Origin of the sequence: Pandoraea bronchicola (assembly GCF_902459805.1) — a bacterium.
GTDB lineage: Bacteria > Pseudomonadota > Gammaproteobacteria > Burkholderiales > Burkholderiaceae > Pandoraea > Pandoraea bronchicola.
Map to the genome: position 1 here is coordinate 143583 of NZ_CABPST010000002.1, position 21696 is coordinate 165278.

The 21696-nt window shown below is 64.1% G+C and carries 12 protein-coding genes; 2 read left to right on the plus strand and 10 right to left on the minus strand.

The features are described 5' to 3' along the window. Positions 1-228: 228 nt before the first annotated feature. Complete coding sequence (gene metE / locus PBR20603_RS04890; RefSeq protein ID WP_150558439.1) at positions 229-2517, minus strand: 5-methyltetrahydropteroyltriglutamate--homocysteine S-methyltransferase; 2289 nt, start codon at positions 2515-2517, stop codon at positions 229-231. Positions 2518-2736: 219 nt separating this feature from the next. Between metE and PBR20603_RS04895 the strand changes: the two genes are divergently transcribed. Then, the gene (locus tag PBR20603_RS04895) at positions 2737-3330 is read left to right on the plus strand and encodes a molybdopterin-dependent oxidoreductase (protein ID WP_150558440.1); all 594 of its coding nucleotides are present in this window, start codon (positions 2737-2739) and stop codon (positions 3328-3330) included. A gap of 12 nt (positions 3331-3342) precedes the next feature. Here the strand turns inward: PBR20603_RS04895 and PBR20603_RS04900 are convergent, their stop codons facing one another. The 9 genes from PBR20603_RS04900 to PBR20603_RS04940 all read right to left on the minus strand — a co-directional run bounded on the left by PBR20603_RS04900 (position 3343) and on the right by PBR20603_RS04940 (position 19288). Beyond that, positions 3343-5538, minus strand: a complete 2196-nt coding sequence (locus PBR20603_RS04900; protein WP_174977782.1) for an esterase/lipase family protein — start codon at positions 5536-5538, stop codon at positions 3343-3345. Further along, on the minus strand, positions 5535-6608 hold the full coding sequence (locus PBR20603_RS04905) for an Lnb N-terminal periplasmic domain-containing protein (RefSeq protein ID WP_150558441.1): 1074 nt from the start codon (positions 6606-6608) through the stop codon (positions 5535-5537). Before PBR20603_RS04905 ends, PBR20603_RS04900 begins: the two co-directional genes overlap by 4 nt. A 269-nt stretch (positions 6609-6877) precedes the next feature. Further along, positions 6878-8398, minus strand: a complete 1521-nt coding sequence (locus tag PBR20603_RS04910) for an efflux transporter outer membrane subunit (protein ID WP_150558442.1) — start codon at positions 8396-8398, stop codon at positions 6878-6880. A 17-nt stretch (positions 8399-8415) separates the two neighbouring features. Beyond that, complete coding sequence (locus tag PBR20603_RS04915; protein WP_150558443.1) at positions 8416-11703, minus strand: efflux RND transporter permease subunit; 3288 nt, start codon at positions 11701-11703, stop codon at positions 8416-8418. After that, positions 11700-14864, minus strand: a complete 3165-nt coding sequence (locus PBR20603_RS04920) for an efflux RND transporter permease subunit (protein ID WP_150558444.1) — start codon at positions 14862-14864, stop codon at positions 11700-11702. Before PBR20603_RS04920 ends, PBR20603_RS04915 begins: the two co-directional genes overlap by 4 nt. A 43-nt stretch (positions 14865-14907) precedes the next feature. Then, the gene (locus PBR20603_RS04925) at positions 14908-16176 is read right to left on the minus strand and encodes an efflux RND transporter periplasmic adaptor subunit (RefSeq protein WP_150558445.1); all 1269 of its coding nucleotides are present in this window, start codon (positions 16174-16176) and stop codon (positions 14908-14910) included. A 348-nt stretch (positions 16177-16524) separates the two neighbouring features. Next, the gene (locus PBR20603_RS04930; protein WP_150558446.1) at positions 16525-17517 is read right to left on the minus strand and encodes a sterol desaturase family protein; all 993 of its coding nucleotides are present in this window, start codon (positions 17515-17517) and stop codon (positions 16525-16527) included. A 12-nt stretch (positions 17518-17529) separates the two neighbouring features. Next, positions 17530-18561 (minus strand): YVTN family beta-propeller repeat protein, encoded by a 1032-nt coding sequence (locus PBR20603_RS04935; protein WP_150558447.1) that lies wholly within the window; start codon positions 18559-18561, stop codon positions 17530-17532. A gap of 157 nt (positions 18562-18718) precedes the next feature. Then, entirely contained in the window at positions 18719-19288 is a 570-nt protein-coding gene (locus PBR20603_RS04940; protein ID WP_150558448.1) for a PadR family transcriptional regulator, read from the minus strand. Between the two features lie 186 nt (positions 19289-19474). Here PBR20603_RS04940 and PBR20603_RS04945 point away from each other — a divergent pair, with 186 nt between their 5' ends. Continuing rightward, the gene (locus PBR20603_RS04945; protein ID WP_150558449.1) at positions 19475-21496 is read left to right on the plus strand and encodes an NADPH-dependent 2,4-dienoyl-CoA reductase; all 2022 of its coding nucleotides are present in this window, start codon (positions 19475-19477) and stop codon (positions 21494-21496) included. Positions 21497-21696 lie beyond the last annotated feature (200 nt).

Sequence of the window (21696 nt, forward strand, 5' to 3'; positions counted from 1 at the left end):
CACTGTGAATCAATGAGTTAGCAAAGTTATTTCGTGTGATACCGCGATAGTGGGACGATACCGGAGGCGCTTTGGGCGGAAGCCGACGGGAATGGCGGTGGCTTGACGGCGGTGTTGGGGCTCAGGGAAGCGGTAACAGAAGGCAAAAGGGCCGGCAATTGCCGGCCCGTTTTGCCAGAAACGCTCACACGGTGGCGGGCCTGTCGAGTCTGCGCACCGTGCAGTGATTTACTGGGCGCGCAGCGTCTTCGCGGCGGCGACCATGTTCTGCAGCGCCGGAATGACTTCGGCCCACTGGCGCGTCTTCAGGCCGCAGTCCGGGTTGACCCACAGACGCTTTGCCGGAATGCGCTCGGCGGCCTTTTGCATGAGCGACACGATGTGCGCTTGCGTCGGGATATTCGGCGAATGAATGTCGTACACGCCCGGTCCGATCTCGTTCGGGTACTGGAACGAGTCGAACGCATCGAGCAGTTCCATATCCGAGCGCGAGGTCTCGATGGTGATCACGTCGGCATCCATGCCGGCGATGGCCGCGATGATGTCGTTGAACTCCGAATAGCACATGTGCGTATGGATCTGCGTGTCGTCCTGCACGCCATTAGCGGTGATGCGGAACGACTCGACGGCCCAATCCAGATATGTCTGCCATTGAGCGCGGCGCAGCGGCAGGCCTTCGCGCAGCGCGGCTTCGTCGATCTGAATCACACGCACGCCGGCACGTTCCAGATCCAGCACTTCTTCACGAATCGCCAATGCCAGTTGGAAGCACGACACCGAGCGGGGTTGATCGTCGCGCACGAACGACCAGTTCAGGATCGTGACCGGGCCGGTCAGCATGCCCTTCATTGGCTTGCTGGTCAGCGACTGCGCGTACTTGATCCATTCGACGGTCATGGCCTTCGGGCGGCTGATGTCGCCGAACATGATGGGTGGCTTCACGCAACGCGAGCCGTACGACTGCACCCAGCCAAACTGACTGAAAGCGTAGCCTTCGAGCTGTTCGCCAAAGTACTCGACCATGTCGTTGCGTTCGGCTTCGCCGTGTACTAGCACGTCCAGCCCCAGGGCTTCCTGTTCCCGCACACTGCGCGCGATCTCGGCCTGCATGGCGGCGACATAGCCGGCCTGATCCAATTCGCCCGCCTTGAACTGGCTGCGCGCGGTGCGGATTTCAGCCGTTTGCGGGAACGAGCCGATCGTGGTGGTCGGATAGCGCGGCAGGTTCAACGTGGCGGCCTGCTTCTCGGCACGGGTAGCGTATGGGTTCTGACGACGCCCCAGCGACGCTTCGATCTTCACCACGGCCGCCTTGACGGACGGATTGTGTACGCGTGGCGACGCACGCCGGCTGGCGATGGCCGCCGCGTTGGCAGCCAGTTCGGCACCGACAGCTTCACGCCCTTCGTTGATGGCGCGCGCCACCACATTCACTTCGGCCAGCTTTTGCTTGGCAAAGGCCAGCCACGACTTGATTTCGGCGTCGAGCTTCTGCTCGCTATCCAGATCGACCGGCACGTGCAGCAACGAGCACGACGGCGCAACCCACAGGCGCTCGCCCAGCGTCCTGGCGATCGGCTCAAGCCAGTCGAGGACAGCGCTCAGATCCGCTTTCCAGATGTTGCGGCCGTTGACCACGCCAAGCGACAGGACCTTGTCGGCTGGCAGTGCGGCGATGGCCTTGGCGACTTCGTTCTGGGCGTTCACGGCGTCCAGATGCAGGCCGTCGACTGGCAAACGGCAGGCCAGCGGCAGGTTGTCTTGCAGTTCGCCAAAGTACGTGGTGAGCAAACGCTTGACCGGCGCGGCGGCGAGGGCGGCGTAAGCCGTCTCGAAAGCCTTTTGCCATTCGGCGCTCAGTTCGGTGGCGAGAATCGGCTCGTCGATCTGCACCCATTCCACCCCCTGCGCGGCAAGCGTTTCGAGCAGCTTTACGTAGACCGGCAGCAAACGCGGCAGGAGGGCCAGCTTGTCGCTGTCGTCCTTGGCCTTGCCGAGCCACAGATACGTGAGCGGACCGATGACGACCGGCTTGGCCTTCACGCCGGCGGTGCGGGCTTCGTTGAGTTGCTCGACCAGACGCGAGGCGTCGAGCGTAAAGGTCGTTGCGGCCGAGAATTCCGGGACGATGTAATGGTAGTTGGTGTCGAACCACTTGGTCATTTCACCGGCCGCCACACCGCCGCAGCAGCCTGCGTGCGCTTCGGCGCTTTGTGCCGAGCGGCCACGGGCCACGCGGAAGTAGTTGTCGAGCGCGTCGCCATGGAAACCCTGCACGCGCTCGGGCAGGTTGCCCAGCGTGAAGCTCATGTCGAGGACTTGATCGTAGAACGCGAAATCGCCGACCGGGGCCAGGTCCAGTGCCGCCTGATCCTGCCAGTGGCGCAGGCGCAGCGAGGCGCCGAGTGCTTTCAACTCGTCGCGCGACGATTGGCCTTTCCAGTACGCTTCCTGAGCGAACTTCAGCTCACGCTTCGCGCCGACGCGCGGGAATCCGAGGTTATGTGTCTTTGCCATGTTCTCTATTGACGCTTGCCGCCAGATGAATGAAACCGTGACAACGATCATAGAGATTTCGATGCATGAATGAAAATGGTCTTATTTGTGATTCGCGTTAATTTAATTCATGTTGGTGCGTGTCCGGCGCGCGGGTGATATGCGACGCAACCTTCGTGATACGCTCGGGCAACGCTTGGGCGCACCTGTCCCCAGGCCCAATCGCCTTGGTCAATATCCATGAAGAAAAGAGAATTCCTCGCGAGTGCGGCAGCCCTTGGTGTGTCGGTGCCGGTGTTGGCCAAAACGGAAAGTGCCATGGGGGTGTCCGCCACGACGCCGCTCGTCACGATCAGCGGCGCCATCCGGCAGCACAACCGGGGGCCCGTCGACCCGGCGCTCGATCAGCTATTCCATAAGCAACTCGTGCGCTTCGACGCCGCTTATGCGTTCGATTTCGGCATGCTCACGCGCATGCCTGTGCAGACGATTCGCCCAACACTGGAATACGACGCACGGCCGCACACGCTGCGCGGCCCGCGTCTGATCGACGTGCTGACTCAGGCGGGCGTGCCCGGTAATCCGCTCACGCAGGTGCTGCTGCGCGCCATCGACGGGTACATCGTCTCCACCACCCTTGAGCAGGTTCGCGATTACGGGTTCCTGCTCGCGACGCATCTTGGCGACAAACCGCTTCCGCTCGGCGGCCTGGGGCCGCTGTGGGCGGTCTATGATCCGGCGCAGATTCCATTGCTGGCGGGCAAACCGCTCAAGGAGCGGTTCAGCCTTTGCCCGTGGGGCGTTTATCACATTCAGGTCAACGCCGTTTCCTGAACCGGCGGATTTTCAGCGCGACGTCGGGCGTCCGGCAGTGGAATTCGGCTGTGTTCCTGCTTTCGCCGGCGTGGCGAGCGGCGGTGGATTGATGGCTTGAAACGGTCCGGGCCGGCCGGGGCGCCTGATCGGATCGAGTTCGTCGACATCCTCATGCAGGATACGGCGGATCTCGAGAATCGCTTGCGGCGTTTCCTGCACGCTGTGACCCGAGACGATCACGCGCTCCGACTGCGCACCGGCGAGATGGGCGCTCTTGTAGGGCACCACGCCGTCGCTGGACTCCTCCAGCGGCCCTTTGGGGTCACGTCGCGCAATGATCGAGTGATATTGCACGGATGGCGATATCTTCAGACCGGCGGTCGCGACCACATACGGATCGTTGTCCCGTAGCTGATCGACGCTGTTAGGCACGTAGCCTGTCTTGCCGTCCGACGGACTGTCCTCGGTGCCGGTCGCGAAGTGCAACACGTCGTCGATCCCCGAGAGCAGCGTGACAGGCAGCTTGATGAGGTTGGAGACCCAGCGTCCCAGCCGGTTGCGCGCGAAGGGCGTGCCTCGATGCGGCGCGGCAATGAAGATGGCGCGCTCGAATTGCGGCACCGGCTTGAACTGAAACAGCGGATTGAGCCTGCCGCGAGCGCGGTCGACCTGATGGTCGTCGAGGTGGTAGTCGTCCTGGAACACGGACCACAGTTCGTCGTCTGCGCTAGAGACCATCAGCCGGGCGATCACGCCGCCCATACTGTGGCCGATAACCACGGCGCCGTGCGACGCAGCGGACAGGCCGTCCGGATCGAAATGCTTCAGCGTGGCCTCGAAGGCATTGCGAATCGCCATTGCATTCACGAGGATCGGCGCGTTCGTCGGGTAATACACCTGCCAGATCTGAAAATGCTCGCGCAGCGTAGCGTCGCCCTGAATCTCGTTGGCCAGATTCACCCACGCCTCCGGACTGCTTGCCAGTCCATGCAGCATCAGAATGACATGGCGGCCCGGATCGAACGGCTGCATCAGGTAGATGTGCGGACGCACGATCCCCCGGTCACGGCCGAACAAGGTGCGTAACGATTGCTGGGCAAAGCCGGAACGCGCCAGCCACAGGCCATAGCCAGCGGTGAAGTTGCCCGCGAGCGGCACCGTCTGGCCATTCAGTTCGACCGACGACTGCCGGTACGGGTCGTAGACGACCAGCGTCGCGACGCGGGTCGTCAGCACTTGCGCGAGCGATGTGCCGTCGAAGCGCAGCAGCAACGTGAGCGAAGGCGAAGGCATTTCGCTGAACACCGGGCCCGCCTCGGGATCGGTGGCACGCCGGAAATCACGTGATGCGCGGCTCTCGCGAGGGTTGCGGGCCCCGCCGCTTTCCTCGTTTTGTTCGGAAGATACCTGGCGGTTGTCGAGGCCAGTCGCTGCATCGCCGCGTGGTGCCGGGCTGCCACTGCCCGAGGTCAAGGCGTCGGCGGCCGATTTTTCGTCGAGTACGGCGACCAGTTCTGCGCCGAAGCCGTCACGTCGATACGGACTGCGCAGTCCCGCAAACGACAGAGTGGACGCGGGCAACACCTCGCGCGGCAGGATTCGGTCGTTGGCAAAGCGCACGCTGCTGGCGTCGATCGGCAGTGTCCATCCGGCAATCTGGACCTTGCCCGTTTGTTGCACGCGGCGAAAGAGGGCGACGGAGAAGGTCTGCACCGCGTAGTTGTAGTAGTCGCGCACCTGCGTCTGACGGTCTTCGAACGCCCGCTCGCTCGAGCGCCGGTCTCCATGGAAGAGGTAGGCGTACGCATAACGTGCCGAGCGCAGCCAGAGATCGAACTGTGCGTCGTTCCACTGCGTCTCGCCCGCCGGCGTTTGCGCAATGGCGAGCTGCATCGACATCTCGGCCATCGCAGCCAGACGCCGGTCGATATCGATTTCCTTGGCACGGCCCAGCGCGTCGATACAGTCGAGTGACGGCTTGGCACAGATCGTTTCATCGAGCCCTGCGACGCGAATGACATCGTCGGTCGAAGCACTGAGCTTGCCTGTGGACAGGATGTCGCCGCGTTTCATGGCGATGTACTGGTCCGGGCCGAGCGACCGGACTTCGACCATCGCGCAGCCCGACAGGCCCGTCAGCCATACGGCGGCAGCGAGCATTGCCGCCCGGTGGAGTCGGCGCCGCCAGAAGGTTTGCGCGGGCGGGCGAATCGCCGGCGACGTCATGGCGTCACCTTCGGATCGTCGCCGGGCACCCCTTGACGGATCAACGTCGAGAAATCGGGCGAGTCGCCTGCGGCGAGCGCGCGGGAGACGAAATTGCCGCGATCATAGAGTTGCGCATAGGTGAAGCCCGGTGTGAGCCCGCCCTGATCGTAGGCGTACTCGGCGAAATAGCCGGACAGCAACAGGCGATAGTCGAGAGGCAACCCCGGCGCAATGATGCGGGCCAGTTCGAACACGATGGTCGTGCAATTACTGGTGAGCGTGTTGTACCAGGCCGGGGTGCGTCGCAGCTCGCGCGCCCGTTCCAGATAGCCGAGGAACACCTCGCGCAATGCCTTGGGCGGGATATTCAGGCGATACAAGTAGACCGTTTCACCACGCACGTTGCTGCGCACCCGCAGAATGTCGCGCTCGTCGGCGGCGACCAGTGTCGCTTCGAAGTCCTTGAAGAAGCCGCCGACCGCCGAGAACTTCTGGCCTTGCTTCTTGCGAATCTCGATGGAGAACACGACCCGCTGGCCATCGGAAAAGGCGAACGACACCAGCGTGTGGGCGATGGCCGGGCCCATCCAGTACGACAGCACGAGATCGGCACTCACGAGCTTGTCGAGGTCGTACTCACGGGTTTCCCAGCGGGGCGTGAAGTCGGTCTCGGTGCGCCATTCGAAGTTGCGCACGTTGTGCAGCGTGATGCGTGAGCCATCCTGCTGCGGGTCGAGCAACTGGGCAACATCGGCAGCCCAGTTACGGTCGTTGGCGGGCTTGATCGTGTGCCACCAGCCGAGCAGCAGGACCATCGCGATCAGGAACCCGAGCGGCCAGCCCTTGAGCGGGACGCTCGCGCGCACGCGCAGCAACGCGACGATGGCCGCGATCCCGAGCGCGATCCACCAGGCGATGACGAAATACCTGACCGCCGGCGCGCCGGGGCAGCGATAGGCGAGGGCCATGGTTCCCCAGGCGCATGCGCCCAGTACCCCGAGGGCAAGAAACGAACGCAGTACATAGACGTACCACGCAATGTGAGGGCCAGCGAGCGCGTCGCCGGCATGCGATTGCAGTTGCACCATGATTGTCAGCCGCGCGGCCCAGCCGATGCGGTGTACGACCCATTATTCAAGTTCAGCGCGAGAGCATACCAGCAGACCGTTTCCGTACCACTGACCGGCATGCACGGGGGGGCGCACATCCCCTGCCCGGGCAGCATAGCGCAAGTTTAGGTATCCGAGACAAGGCAGGCGAGGCCGCACAACGTCCGCCAACCGCTTGGGTCGCCTCCGTGGGGCCGTGCCGTCACGCAGTCGGTTCGGTGTCACGCGTTGGCGGGCGTGCCGCGCCATCACTTGCCGGATGGCGTGTCCGGAGCGGCCGGCGTGGCCTGCGAGAGCTGGGTATCGGACCACCCCCCGCCCAGATCGCCGATGAGCGACGTTGCGGCAAGCAGCCGTGACTCCTGCACGTTCAGCGCGTTTTGCTGGGTGTTGAGTTGCGTCGTCTGTGCGGTGACGACTGTGGTGTAGTCCACGGTCCCCGCCTGATACTCGTTCATCGCGATGCGCGCGCCGTCGGTGGCGTCGCGCACGGCGGCGTCCAGCGCCTGTGCCTGCTGTTCGAGGATGCGCAGCGACGCCAGATCGTTCTCCACCCCCTGCAACGCGCTCAGCACCGTGCCCCGGTAGTTGGCGACGGCGCCATCGAAGGCCGCCCGGGCGGCGTCGACCTTGGCGCTGCGGGCGCCACCGTCGAAGAGTGTTTCACTGGCACTCGCGCCCAGCGCCCAGACATAGTTGGCAATCTTGAACAGGCCTGCCACCGGTGCGGCCGAGAAGCCATCCGAGAGCGACAAGGTGATGTTCGGGTAATACGCGGCGACCGCCACGCCGATGGCCGCGTTTTGTGCCGCCATCTGTCGCTCGGCCACCGCGATGTCTGGCCGGCGTTGCAACAGCGTTGACGGCAGGCCGATGGGCACGTCGGGCTGCACCGGCACCGACGTGCTGTGCGCGATGGTGAGCGATTCGGGACTGCGGCCGACCAGCACGGCAATCGCATGGGCGTACTGAGCGCGCGACACGCCCAGTGCAATGAGGCTGGCTTTGGCGTTCTCCAACTGGGTGCGAGCGGTGATCACATTCGATGGCGGCACGGTGCCCGCGCGATCCTGATCGGCCACCACGCGCAGATATTCCGTATAGGCACTGACCGTCTGGGTGAGCAGGTCGATGTTGGCGTCCGTGATACGCAGGTCGATGACCGCGTTGGCCAGAGCGATCTGCTCGGAGAGCGTGGCGTTCGCCAAAGTGGCCTCACTGGCCTGCGCCGTGGCGCTGCTTTGCTCGATGCTGCGCCGTACCTGGCCCCAGATATCGGGCGCCCAACTCGCCGTGCCTTCGGCGGAAGCCGAGTTGACGATGCTCGCACCGCTGTGCGAAGCGAGCGCTGCGGACGTACTTGCACCGCCGCTGCTGCCGCGCGAGCGGTTGGCCGAGCCGTCGACCCCCAGCGTCGGGAAAAGACCTGCGCGCGCCTGACGCACTTCAGCCAGCGCCTGCTGGTAGTTGGCGTAGTTCTGACGAACCGTCTGGTTCGAGACCTGCACCTGCGGCTCGAGCTCGTCGAGCAACGGGTCGTGGAACGCCTTCCACCACTCGCCCTTGGGCCCTTCGGCATCGGGTCTGGCCTGTGTCCAGCCTTCGAGTTCGGTGAAGTGCGTGGGCATATCGACGGCCGGGCGTTGATAGTCCGGGCCGACGGCGCATGCGCCGAGCAGCACCAGACTGGCAACGCAGGCGAGCGCCAGGCGCGAACGGCATGAGTGGCGCAACGGCGCGATGGACGACACGTGGGGGCGGGATGACATTCTGGGTGGTTTCATGGTCAAACCTCCGTGCCTGCGGCGCGATTCCATGGCAGGCGTGCGGACCAGCGCGCGACACGTGCGCGCAGCCGGTCGAGGTACAGATAGATTACCGGGGTCGTATAGAGCGTGAAGACCTGACTGAGCAGCAAGCCCCCCATGACCGTGACCCCCAGGGGCTGACGCAGCGAGGCGCCTTGACCTATCCCGATGGCGAGCGGTACGGCGCCAAGGACTGCGGCGAACGTCGTCATCATGATCGGACGCAAACGGACAACCGCCGCTTCATGGATCGCCTGTTTGGCCGGCATGCCTTCATGGCGCTGCAACTGAATTGCCACGTCCACCATCATGATCCCGTTCTTCTTGACGATGCCGATGAGCAGGATGATCCCGATCATGGCAATGACGGAGAACGGTGTGCCAAAGATGAGCAGCGCAAGCGTCGCGCCAATACCTGCCGACGGCAGCGTGGAGAGGATCGTGAGCGGATGAATGGTGTTTTCGTAAAGCACGCCGAGCACGATGTACACGACACCCAGCGCGGCAAGGATCAGCAGCGGCACCGTACCCATCGATTGCGAAAAGGCCTGCGCTGCGCCGGCAAAGGCACCGTGAACCGACGCGGGCATGCCGATGGCCTGAGACGCTTCATCGATGGCGGCCTGTGCCTGACTGAGCGAGCCGCCGGCGGGCAGGTTGAACGAGACGGTGGCCGCGACCATGCCGCCCTGATGGTTGACCTGCGTGGCGGTATGACGCGCCGAGAAGCTGGCGAGCGCTGTGAGCGGCACCATCGTCTCGGCGGCCGTGCTGTCGGCGCTGCCGCTCGAATTGCCGCCGCGGCTGTTGGCAATCGCGTTGTTCTGCTGGTTGGCAACGGCATCTGCGTTCTGCGGATTGGTGCCGGACGTCTTCGTCTTCGAGTTCAGGCCGCTGACCGTCTTGCCCGACATCTGCGTTTGCGCGGTGCCGTTGGCGTTGCCGGCCGCCGTGCTCAGATAGATCTGATCGAGCGAGTTCGGGTACTGCCAATACTGCGGCGCGACTTCCATCACCACGAAGTACTGATTGATCGGGTTGTAGATCGTCGATACCGTGCGTTGCCCGAACGCATCGTAGAGCACGTTGTCGATCTGATTCGGCTGCAAATTGAAGCGAGCGGCCGTCGAGCGATGCATGTCGATGTACATCTGCAAGCCGTTCTGCTGGAGATCGGTGTTGACGTCGAGCACGGTTTGCCGGTGCTTGCCCAATTCGGCAACGAGCTTCGGCACCCATTTGTAAAGCGCTTGAGCGTCGTCGCTGGTCAGCGTGTACTGATATTCGGCGGCAGACTGCCTTCCGCCGATGCGCAGATCCTGTTGCGCCTGCAGGAACAGCCGTGCCCCCGCCACGGCGTTGAGCTTGGGTCTGAGCCGGTTGACGACGGCATCGGCCGACAGGTGCCGCTGCGCCAGCGGCTTCAATTGGACGAAGACCGTTGCGGAGTTCAGCGACCGTCCGCCAGTAAAGCCTGCCACCGAAGCTACGGCGGGGTCGGTCTGCACGATGGTCTGCAACTGTTCGAGCTTCTGCCGCATTGCCGGGAACGAAATGCTCTGATCGGCAATGATCTGCCCGATCAGAATGCCGGTGTCCTGCTCGGGGAAGAAGGTCGCGGGCAGCAGGCGGAACAGAAACAGATTGCCGACAAGCAGCGCCAGCATCACCAGACCGACCAGTCCGGCGTGATCGAGCACTGCGGTGAGCGAGCGCGAGTAGGCGTCGCGGAAGCGGTCGAACTGACGGCCGATCCACTGCGACCAACGCGCGCTGGAGGTGGCCGACTCGCGGGTGAGCACGTAGGCGCACAGTGTCGGCGTGACCGTCAGCGAAATCACCATCGAGATCAGGATCGCGATGGAGAGCGTGACGGCGAACTCGTGAAACAGCAGGCCCACGATCCCCGGCATGAGCAGAATCGGCAGGAACACGGCAATGAGCGACAGACTCATCGACAGCACGGTGAAGCCCACTTCACCCGCGCCGATCAGGGCCGCCTCCTTGGGCGGCACGCCCAGTTCCAGATGGCGCACGATGTTTTCCATGACGACGACGGCATCGTCGACCACGAAGCCGGTGCCGATGGTCAGCGCCATGAGGGAGAGGTTGTCGAGACTGTAGCCGAGCAGATACATCGGCCCGAAGGTGCCGACGATCGACAGCGGCAGCACCACGCCCGGAATGAGCGTCGAGCGGCCGGAGCGCAGGAAGATGAATACCACGCCGATGACGAGCAGGACGGCAAGGATAAGCGTGCGTTCGGTATCCTGCAGCGACGCCTCCACCGACACCGAGCGGTCGAGCGCCACGTTGACCTTGATGTTGTGGGGGAGTGTGGCTTCCACGAGCGGCAGAATCTTGCGGATCTGCGTCACGGTCTTGACCACGTTGCTGCCTGGCGACGGGTACACGATCACCAGCACGGAGGGCTTGTTGTTGAACAGGCCCGCGTTGCGAATGTTCTCGTTGCTGTCGCGCACGAGGGCGACATCATGCAGCAGGACGGCCGAATCGTTGCGATAGGCGACGACCAGGTCTTTGTACCCGTCCGCCTTGCTGATCTGGTCGTTGGATGTGACTTCGAAGCGCTGATCGCCCTGGTCCAGATGACCTTTCGCGCTGTTGGCATTGGCCGCTGACAGCGCCGCACGTACGTCTTCCAGGCCGATGCCGTAGCTATTGAGCTTGCCCGGTTCCAGTTCGACGCGCACTGATGGCAGTGCGCCGCCGCCGACCGTGATCTGGCCGACGCCGTCAACCTGAGAGAGCTGCTGGAGGATGATCGAGCTGGCCGAATCGTAGAGCTGTGCGGTGGTGAGCGTGGCCGAGGTCAGGGCGATCACCATCACCGGCGTGTCGGCCGGGTTGAATTTCCGATAGCTCGGATTGCTGCGAAGCGTGCTCGGCAGATCGGCGCGCGAAGCCTGAATGGCGGCTTCGACGTCGCGTGCCGCGCCTTCAATGTCCCGCTTGAGACCGAAGACGACCGGGATCGATACCGAGCCGACAGTGCTGGTGGACGTGAGTTCGGTCACGTCGGCAATCACCCCGAGACGGCGCTCCAGCGGCTCGGCCACCGTGGCGGCCATGATCTCCGGGCTGGCGCCCGCCATGCTGGCTTGCACGGCAATGACCGGGAATGCCACGTTGGGCAACGGCGCGACCGGCAGCCGCATGTAGGCGAGCAGGCCGGAGATCAGCACCGCGATCGCCAGCAACGTGGTGGCGACCGGGCGCTTGATGAAGAGCGCCGAGAGGTTCACGGCGCGTCTCCGTCCGGTGGCTTATCCGCCGGGTTGTCCGGGGCAGCAGGGGCAGGAGGGGCGCGGCGGGCCCGCCGTGCATCGCGCCGCTCGCGCGCACGTGCTGCCAGGCGGTCGAAGTACAGATAGATCACCGGGGTGGTGAACAGGGTGAGCAACTGGCTGAGCGTCAGGCCGCCGATGATGGCCAGCCCCAGCGGACGCCGCAGCTCCGAGCCCGTGCCTGAACCGAGCAGCATGGGCAATGCGCCGAGCATGGCGGCGAGCGTGGTCATCAGAATCGGCCGGAAGCGCAGTAGCGACGCTTCGAAGATTGCCTCGCGCGGTGGCTTGTGCTGCACGCGTTCGGCGTCGAGCGCGAAGTCCACCATCATGATGGCGTTTTTCTTGACGATCCCGATGAGCAACACGATCCCGATGATGCCGATGACGTCGAGATCGCTGCCGGTCAACATCAACGCCAGCAATGCGCCAATGCCTGCCGAGGGGAGCGTGGAGAGAATGGTGACCGGGTGGATGAAGCTCTCGTACAGCACGCCCAGCACGATATAGACGGCCACCAGCGCCGCGATCAGCAGGTAGACCTCGCTCGAGAGCGAGTCTTCGAACGCCTGAGCCGCGCCCTGGAATGACGAGGCGATCGAAGCAGGCAGATGCACGGCCTGTTCGGCACCGTGGATGTCCTTCACGGCGCTGGACAGCGATGCCCCCGGCGCCAGATTGAACGACACCGTCACGGCCGGGAACTGTTGCAAATGGCTGATCGCGAGCGGCGTGCGGACCACCTTGAGCGACGCGATGGCCGAGAGCGGCACTTGACCGCTGGCGCTCGTCTGGCTGGGCAGGTAGATCGATCCCAGCGACTGGATCGTTGTGAGCGACCCGGGCTGGGCGACGAGGATCACACGGTACTGGTTCGACTGTTGGAAGATTGTCGATACGATGCGCTGACCGAGTGCGTCGTAAAGCGCGTTATCGATGGTCGCAGGGGTGATGCCGTAGCGGGCCGCCAACTGCCGGTTGACTTCCACCTGAATCGACAGGCCGCTGGTGTCGAGATCGCTCGCCACGTCCGTGATCGAGGATATCTGTTTCATCCGCGCGATCAGCGGTGGCACGTATTGTGCCAACGTCGCCTGATCGGGACCACGCAACACGAATTTGTACTGGTTCGGCGAGACCGTGGTGTCGAGCGTCAGATCCTGCGCGGGCTGCACGTAGAGTTTGATGCCCGGCACCGTCTCGCTCGCCTGCTGGATGCGGCGGCCGATGTCGACGGCGGTCTCCGAGCGGTCGTCGCGTGCCTTCAGGTTGATGAGGAGGCGTCCGTTGTTGAGCGTGGTGTTGATACCGTCGATGCCGACGTACGAGGTGACCGAGGTCACGTCTGGATCTTTCAGCACGATGTCCGCCAGCGCGGCCTGCCGTTTGACCATCGCAGCGTAGGACACGGAATTGTCCGCGACGGTGATCCCTTGCAGCACACCGACGTCCTGCACCGGGAAAAGCCCCTTCGGGATCACGACATACAGCACGATGGTCAGCGCCACGGTCGCCAACGCGACCATCAGCGTCAGGAACTGGTGGTCGAGCACCCATCTGAGCCCACGTTCGTAAGCGGCGAGCGTCTTGTCGAACACCCGTTCGCTGATCCGCTCGAAGCGGCTGGGGTGCCGGTCGCCCTGCGCGCGGAGAATGCGCGCGCACATCATGGGCACCACCGTGAGTGAAACGATGGCAGAGATCACGATGGTGACCGCGAGCGTGACGGCAAACTCGCCGAACAGCCGTCCGATCACGCCACCCATGAAGAGCAGCGGGATCAGCACGGCAATGAGCGAGATCGTGAGCGACATGATCGTAAAGCCGATCTGTCCGGCACCGGCCAGTGCGGCTTCGAGCGGAGGCATGCCCGCTTCGAGATAGCGCACCACGTTCTCGATCATCACGATGGAATCGTCCACCACGAAGCCGGTGGCGATGATAAGCGCCATGAGCGAGAGGTTGTCGATCGAGTAGCCCAGCTCGTACATCACGGCCAGCGTGGCAATCAGCGACACCGGCACTGAAATGCTCGGGATGATCGTTGCGGGCACGTTGCGCAGGAACACGAAAATCACGGCGACCACGAGCACCACGGCAAGGACGAGTTCGAAGGCGGCGTCACTCACGGAAGACCGGATCACCCCCGTGCTGTCGGACACCACGCTGACCTGCATGCCGGCGGGCAGGGTGGCTTCGAGCTGCGGCAGCGTGCGCTTGATCTGGTCGACCGTGGCAATGACGTTGGCGCCGGGCTGACGCTGCACGTTCAGGACGATGGCCGGCGTCTTGCCCAGCCACGCGCCGCGCTCGATATCCTGCGCGGCCTTGGACACGCGAGCGACATCGCGCAGAAACACCGGGTTGCCGTTCTGGTAGGCAATGATCGTGTCGAGATAGTCCTGCGGATCGGTGATCTGATCGTTGGCATCGAGCGTGTAGTCGAGCTCCGGCCCGTCGAAGTTGCCTTTGGGCTGGCTGACGTTCACGTTGGCGAGCAACGTGCGCAGATCGTCGAGATTGAGCCCGTATGCCGCGAGCTTCTGTGGATCGGCCTCGACTCGCACCGCCGGGACATTGCCGCCCGCGAGCGTTACCACACCCACGCCCGCGACCTGCGATATCTTCGCGGCCAGCCGGTTGTTGGCGGCGTCTTGCAACTGCGTGAGCGAGAGCGAATTCGACGTGACGGCCAGCGTCATGATCGGCTGGTCGGCCGGATTGACCTTGGCGTAGGTCGGCGGCGCGGGCAAGCCGCTCGGCAGCAAACTGGTCGCTGCGTTGATGGCCTGCTGCACGTTTTGCTGCGCGACGTCCAGATTGAGCGCGAGATCGAATTGCAGCGTGATGACCGACGACCCTTCAGCGCTGTACGAAATCATCTGCTGCAAGCCGGGGATCTGGCCGAGCTGCACTTCGAGCGGTGCCGTGACGGTCGTGGCCATGACCGACGGGCTTGCGCCCGGGTAGAACGTCTGCACCTGAATGGTCGGATAGTCGACGCTCGGCAGCGACGAGACCGGCAGCACGCGCACGGCGACCAGGCCGATGAGCACGAGGGCGATCATCAGCAGCCACGTCGCCACCGGGCGCAGGATGAAGATGCGGGAAAAGTTCATGGGCGGTGGCCGGGCGACGGGCTCTCGGGCGCCGGGGCTCGAGTCATTGGGCTGCGGGGGCAGACGCGCCCGCACCGCGATGCCCGCCGTGCCGCGAGGCCGCTGGGGTGTCCGGTGGCTGGCCCGGCGCGGCGGCCGCACTGGCAGCCATCGGCAACGCGATGTGGGCCCCGTCGCTCAATCGGTCCATCCCGTCGGTGACGACCGTCTCGCCTGCGTTCAATCCCGCCGTGATGACGGTGTGCTTGCCGTCGCTGGGGCCGATGGTGACTTTGCGCAGTGCGGCGGTCTTCTGCGGGGTAACGACATAGACGAATTCTCCGGGAGCACCGCTTTGCACGGCAGGCGTTGGCGCGAGTACCACGTGCCGGAGCGTGTCCACGAGCAGCTTCACGTTGACGAACTCTTGCGGGAACAGCACTTCGTCGTCGTTGGCAAAGCGCGCGCGTAATGTCACGGTGCCAGTGGCCGTCGCCATTTGGTTGCTTACAGCGTAGAGCGCGCCGGTGGCGAGTGGCTCCTTGTTGTCGCTGGAGTACGCCGTCACAGTCAGCGGCGTGCCGGTACGGAAGCGCTTCATGACATCGGGCAGGGCGTTCTGCGCCACGGTGAATTCGACCGTGGTCGGTTTGATGCTGGTGATGACCGCGATGCCGGTCGTGCTCGTTGCCGTCACATAATTGCCGGGGTCGACGAGGCGCAACCCGACGCGTCCCGATACCGGCGCGGTGATGCGGCAGTACGTGAGGTCCAGTTCAAACTGTTTGATATTGGCCTGATCGGCCTGCACGGCCGCTTCGTCCTGCGCGACAGTGAATTGCTGGTCGACGAAGGTTTGCTCGGCAATGGACTTCTGCTCGTGCAGTTGTGTATAGCGCGCCAGATCGGCTCTGGCCTGCGCGAGTGCCGCGCGGTCCTTGGCCAGTTGGGCCTGCGCCTGTTCCTTGCTGATTTCGTACTGGCGCGGGTCGATCTGGGCGAGGAACTGGCCCTGCTTGACGTCCTGCCCCTCTTGATAGCCGACCTGCGTGAGATAGCCGCTCAACTGGGGCAGAACGGTAACGGTCGCCTCGGGCGTTACCGTGCCGAGCGACGTGATCGTCACCGGCATATCGCCATAGACGGCTCGCGCGACCGAAACGATTTGCGGTTGGGCGCCGCGCTGCGCCGCAGGCCGGTGCATGAGATGCCACGTCACCCACGCCACCAGCGCAAGAAGCACGAAGAGGCCGACCCAAAGCGCGGTGCGACGCCGCTTCGGCTGCCTGTTCGTCTGCGGCGGCGGTGACGCGGTGCCCGGTGTGTCGTCCATAGCTGCCTCCTGCGCGACGCCTTGCGCCGCACACATCCCGAGCCGAGGCGCGGGGAATGCCTCCCGGAACGGCCCGGGATGCCACGATTAGCAGTCTAGCGACGAGGGTGCCGGTTTTGGCGCGCTGAACAGGCCCGGGAAGTTACGGCGTGTTACCGGTCTTCAGCCGTGCCGGCGCGGTATTGGGTAGCGTAAATGCCTGTCGCGACGAGGAAAACCGAGGGCGCAGGTACTGGCGGGCAGGGGCTTGGCGGGCAGGGGGACGAGGGCCGTCCCCCTGTTACATCGTGTTACCCAAGCGTGCGCGGTTCGGTCCGGGCGGGGAGCCCCCGCACGCCTGGGCGGGGGTCAAATTGCCGGACGGCGAGGTGCGAGACGCCGCGCGATGCGCCCGAATGCGCGCACCTGTTGCGCGATCACCCCCAGACCATACCGGCGCGAACGGCCTTGCGGTGCCGGGAGCTGGTCGCGAATGCCGGTCGGCTCTACCGCACGGTCCCACGACGCCGTGCGGAACAGCATGTCCCACCACGGGAACAGTACGCCGAAGTTGCACCCGTAGCGCGTGCCTTCGTGTCCGTAGCCGATGGCGTGATGGCGGCGGTGAAAGATCGGACTCACGATCAGGCGTTCGAGCACCGGACCGAACGGCAGGCGGGCGTTGACGTGCTGCACGCTTTGCAGGAAGTTGCCCACGGCCACAAGCACGACATACTGCGCCGGCTGCACGCCGATGAATAGCGCAATCGCGGCGAAGAACCCGGCTTGCATGATGTCGTCGAGGAAGTGGTTGCGATCGTCGGACCACAGTGACATCTGCTGTTGGCTGTGATGCACCGCGTGCAACTCCCACCACACGCCGAAACGATGCTGCCAGCGGTGATACCAATACCCGGCGAAGTCGAGCACGATCAGGTACATCAGGAACGACACCAGCGGCTGATCCGTCACGCCCGGGTAGAGGCCATCGAGATCGATGCTTGGCAGCCCGTGAATTACCATCTGACTCTGCAACTCGTTGAAAACCGGTTGCAGTACCACGAAAAACAGCAGATTCAGAATGCCGAGCTTGGCGATCCACGTGTAGATCACATCTGCGCGAACCTGACGGCGGTCCTGCCACTGCTCGACCGGGCGCAACGCCTCGAGCGGGCGCAGCAGCGCGTACGTCACACCAATCTGCAAGACACCGATGAGCACCCAATACAGGGCGTCATAGATGTCGTCGTCGTAGCCCATCAGGTTGAAATGGAACAGCAGGGGCTGCACCACATCCACGTAGATGAGTGTCTGTACGGCAGAGATACCGCTGTCGACGAAGTTGAGGGCTTCCTGAATCATCTGGTGGCCTTGTCAATCCGGATTCGGCGAGAGTACGGGGGCACGGTCGGCAAAGAAGATGCCGTGCGGCGACCGGTTGACGGCAATGCGGTCGACCAGTTGTCGCGTCGTCAGGTCGATCACGCCGACATGGCGTGCAAACCGGAACGTCACCCAAAGATAGCGCTTGTCGGCGGACAATTCCATATCGTCCGGCCCGGGCATCAGGCCGGTGATGTCGGCGACCTTGGTCAGCGACTCGTAATCCAGAATGCTGATCGTGCTCTCCACGCGATTGCTCACCGCGATATGACGGCCGTCGGACAACGAACGGAAGTTGTGCGCCCCGCGCCCCGTCTGGATGCGCTTGATGACTTTCTGGGCGCGCCAGTCGACCACGGCGACGTCGTCTTCGCCGGTCATGCCGACCAGCAAGTACTTGTCGCCCGGTGTCATCCACAGGCCCGCAGGCGTTTTGCCGACCGGCATGCGCCATTTGACGGTCTGCGTGGCGAGGTCGATGGCCGCCAGTTCGCCCGAATCCTGCAGCGTGACGAATACCGTCTTGCTGTCGGAGGAAAAGGTCATGTGGCTAGGCGTTTTGGCCAGCGGAATGCGCTTGGCGACCGCAACGTTCTCACCGTCGTAACGATAGACGTCGACCCGGTCCAGACGCAGCGCCGCCGTCACAAACCACTTGCGATCGGGCGAGAAGCCGAGCTGATACGGATCGTCGATGTCCGCGACCTGGCGTTGCAGCTTGCCGGTGTTCGGATCGAGGAACATCAGGCTGTTCGACACCGAGTTCGCCACGATTAGCGAACGCTTGTCGGGCGTAATCATCAGGTGATGCGGCTCCTTGCCCGTCGGCATGGTGCCAACGACCTTATGCGTTGCCTGATCGATGAGCGAAAGCTGAGCGGCGCCGGAGTCGAGCACGATGACCGTGCCGGCATGGGCTGAGGTGAGCGGGAGAGCCGTGGCGACCAGAGCGGACATCGTCGCAAGGGTGCGAACGCGGCCGGTCAGCCAGGAAAGCCGGGAGAGCTTGGAAGAAAACACCATGAGTGCCTAGGGTGGGGCGAAAAACGGCGACGCATGGCCGGTAAGCCGTACGTCGATTCTTTGGTTAAACGCGCCATGTACCCCGTCCGTTGACAGGAAAATGGGACGAATTGGCCATTATGCCGATACGGCTGCCGCGTAATGGTAAGCGAGCGTTTCAGACCTGCTCGCCGCCTCCGGCAGCTACGCCATCCCAATGTTCCAGCAGGGCTAGCGCGTCCTGCGTCCAGTCTAGCCACCCCTGTTCATAACGCACGCCCAGCAAGAGAATGTGCCGTTGCAGTGCGGCCTCGCGCGTCGGCGGTTCGCCCGCCGGAAAGTCGCGGGCTTCGATGGCCCGATAGGCTGCGAGCTTCTGCGCGTGAAGCGCGGCCCGGCGCCGCAGTTCGGGTTGCAGTCCGAGAGGACCGATGGCGGCGTCGGCGCGCAGCCGGACCATGAGATCGTCGCGAAGGTCGGAGGGAGCCGTGGGGGTGGCTGCCCAGGCGAGCAGTTCGTCGCGACCGGCGTCGAGCACACGGTAGACACGTTTGCGCGTGCGCCCCCCGTCAGGGGCCGCCATGGAGTCGATCCAGCCGGCCGCCTCCATGCGCGCCAACTCGCGGTAGATCTGTTGATGGGTGGCGTGCCAGAAGAAGCCGATCGATTTGTCGAAACGGCGGGCGAGGTCGTACCCCGAAGAGGATTTCTCCAGCAGCGAGGTCATCAGAGCATGGGCGAGCGGCATGACCGGCAGTGTAGGGACTCTAATTCCACTATGCAACCCGTTGCATAGTTCGTTGGGCCCGAATAGAATCGCCACAAACTATGCAACGGGTTGCATAAATAAAAGACACGCGAGCGACGTGTCCTATGCTTTCCGGAAAGTCCCCCGAAACCCCAAGGCTTGCACCGAAAGATGAGAGAGACAACGATGAGCGGCTATCCCCACCTGATGCAGCCCCTGGATCTGGGCTTCACAACGTTGCGCAACCGTGTGCTGATGGGCTCGATGCACGTCGGGCTCGAAGAGGCGCGCAATGGTTTTTCCCGCATGGCGGAGTTCTACGCGGAGCGCGCGCGCGGTGGCGTGGCGCTGATGGTGACGGGGGGGATCGCGCCTAACGACGCCGGCCGGCCTTATGCCGGTGGGGCAAAGCTCAGTACCGAGGAGGAAGCCGACAAGCACCGCGTGGTGACGCAGGCGGTGCATGCCGCCGGCGGCAAGATCGCCATGCAGATCCTTCACTTCGGCCGCTACGCGTACCACCCCGATCTGGTGGCCCCTAGTGCACTGCAGGCGCCGATTACGCCTGCCAGGCCTCGCGAGCTGACGAGCGACGAGGTCGAGGCGACCATTGACGACTTCGTGAACTGTGCCGCGCTGGCGCAGCGCGCCGGTTACGACGGCGTCGAGATCATGGGCTCCGAGGGCTATCTGATCAATGAGTTCATTGCGTCCCGGACGAACCATCGCACCGACGCGTGGGGCGGCAGTTACGAGAACCGCATGCGTTTCCCGGCGGAGATCGTGCGGCGCGTGCGTCAGCGCGTGGGCCGCGACTTCATCATCATCTACCGGCTGTCGATGCTCGATCTGGTCGAAGGCGGCTCCACCTTTGACGAGGTGGTGCAATTGGCCCGAGCCATCGAGGCTGCCGGCGCAACGCTCATCAATACCGGTATCGGCTGGCACGAAGCCCGTATTCCGACGATTGCCACCAGCGTGCCGCGCGCTGCATTCGCGTGGGTCACCGGCAAACTCAAGGGGCATGTCGGCATTCCGCTCATTACGACCAACCGTATCAACATGCCGGACGTGGCCGAACGGATTCTTGCCGACGGCGAGGCCGACATGGTGTCGATGGCCCGGCCGTTGCTGGCCGATCCCGATTTCGTGAACAAGGCCGCCGCCGGGCGCGCCGACGCCATCAACACATGTATTGGCTGCAACCAGGCGTGTCTCGATCACACGTTCAGCGGCAAGATCACGTCCTGTCTGGTCAATCCGCGCGCGTGTCATGAGACGGAACTGCGCGTCGAGCCCGCGGGCCGTGTGCGCCGCGTGGCGGTTGTCGGTGCCGGGCCGGCCGGTCTGGCGGCGGCAACCGTGGCGGCACGCAGGGGGCACGACGTCACGCTCATCGAGGCCGATACCGAGATCGGCGGCCAGTTCAATATGGCCAAGCGCATTCCCGGCAAGGAAGAATTCTTCGAGACCTTGCGTTACTTCCGTCATGAACTGGACGCGACGGGCGTCAAGGTGCAACTGGGTACACGTGCCTCAGTCGCATCGCTGGTCGGCGGCGGGTATGACGACATCGTGCTGGCCACTGGCGTGGTGCCGCGCACACCGGCCATCGAGGGCATCGATCACCCCAAGGTGCTCAGCTATATCGACGTGCTGCGCGGCGGCGCGACGGTGGGCAAGACCGTGGCCGTGATCGGGGCGGGCGGGATCGGCTTCGACGTGGCCGAATACCTCACGCAGGCAGGCGAAAGCGCCACGCTGGTGCCTGCGAAGTTCTACGCCGAATGGGGCATCGATCCGGCTTACGCGCATGCGGGCGGCCTGTGCCCGCCGGTGCCGGAGGCATCGCCGCGCAAGGTGTACCTGATGCAGCGCAAGACCTCCAAGGTGGGCGACGGACTGGGCAAGACTACCGGATGGATTCATCGCACGTCGCTCAAGCATCGCGGCGTGGAAATGATTCCCGGCGTGACCTATCGCCGGATCGATGACGACGGCCTGCACGTCACGATCGACGACATGCCGCACGTGTTGCCTGTCGACAACGTTGTCTTGTGCACCGGACAGGAGCCGTTGCGGGAATTGGCCGAGGGGCTTCAGGCGGCGGGCGCACGCGTACACGTGATCGGCGGGGCGGATGTGGCGGCCGAACTCGATGCCAAGCGCGCGATCAAGCAGGGCACGGAGCTGGCGATCGATCTGTGAGAGCGGTGCGCGCTCCGGAAGGGTGAAACGGTGTGAGACAATGGCACCGCTTCGGCGCGGGTGGCCTGCCGGTGCCGAAGCGAAGCCAAAGCGTGCGTGCCTTGTGCCGGGCACAACGTTTCCGTAGTGCGCTGCCGATTGCTGCCGTTGCGGCAGTCCCGCTGCGGCTGCCATTGGAGCCTGTACCGTGTGGCCGACGG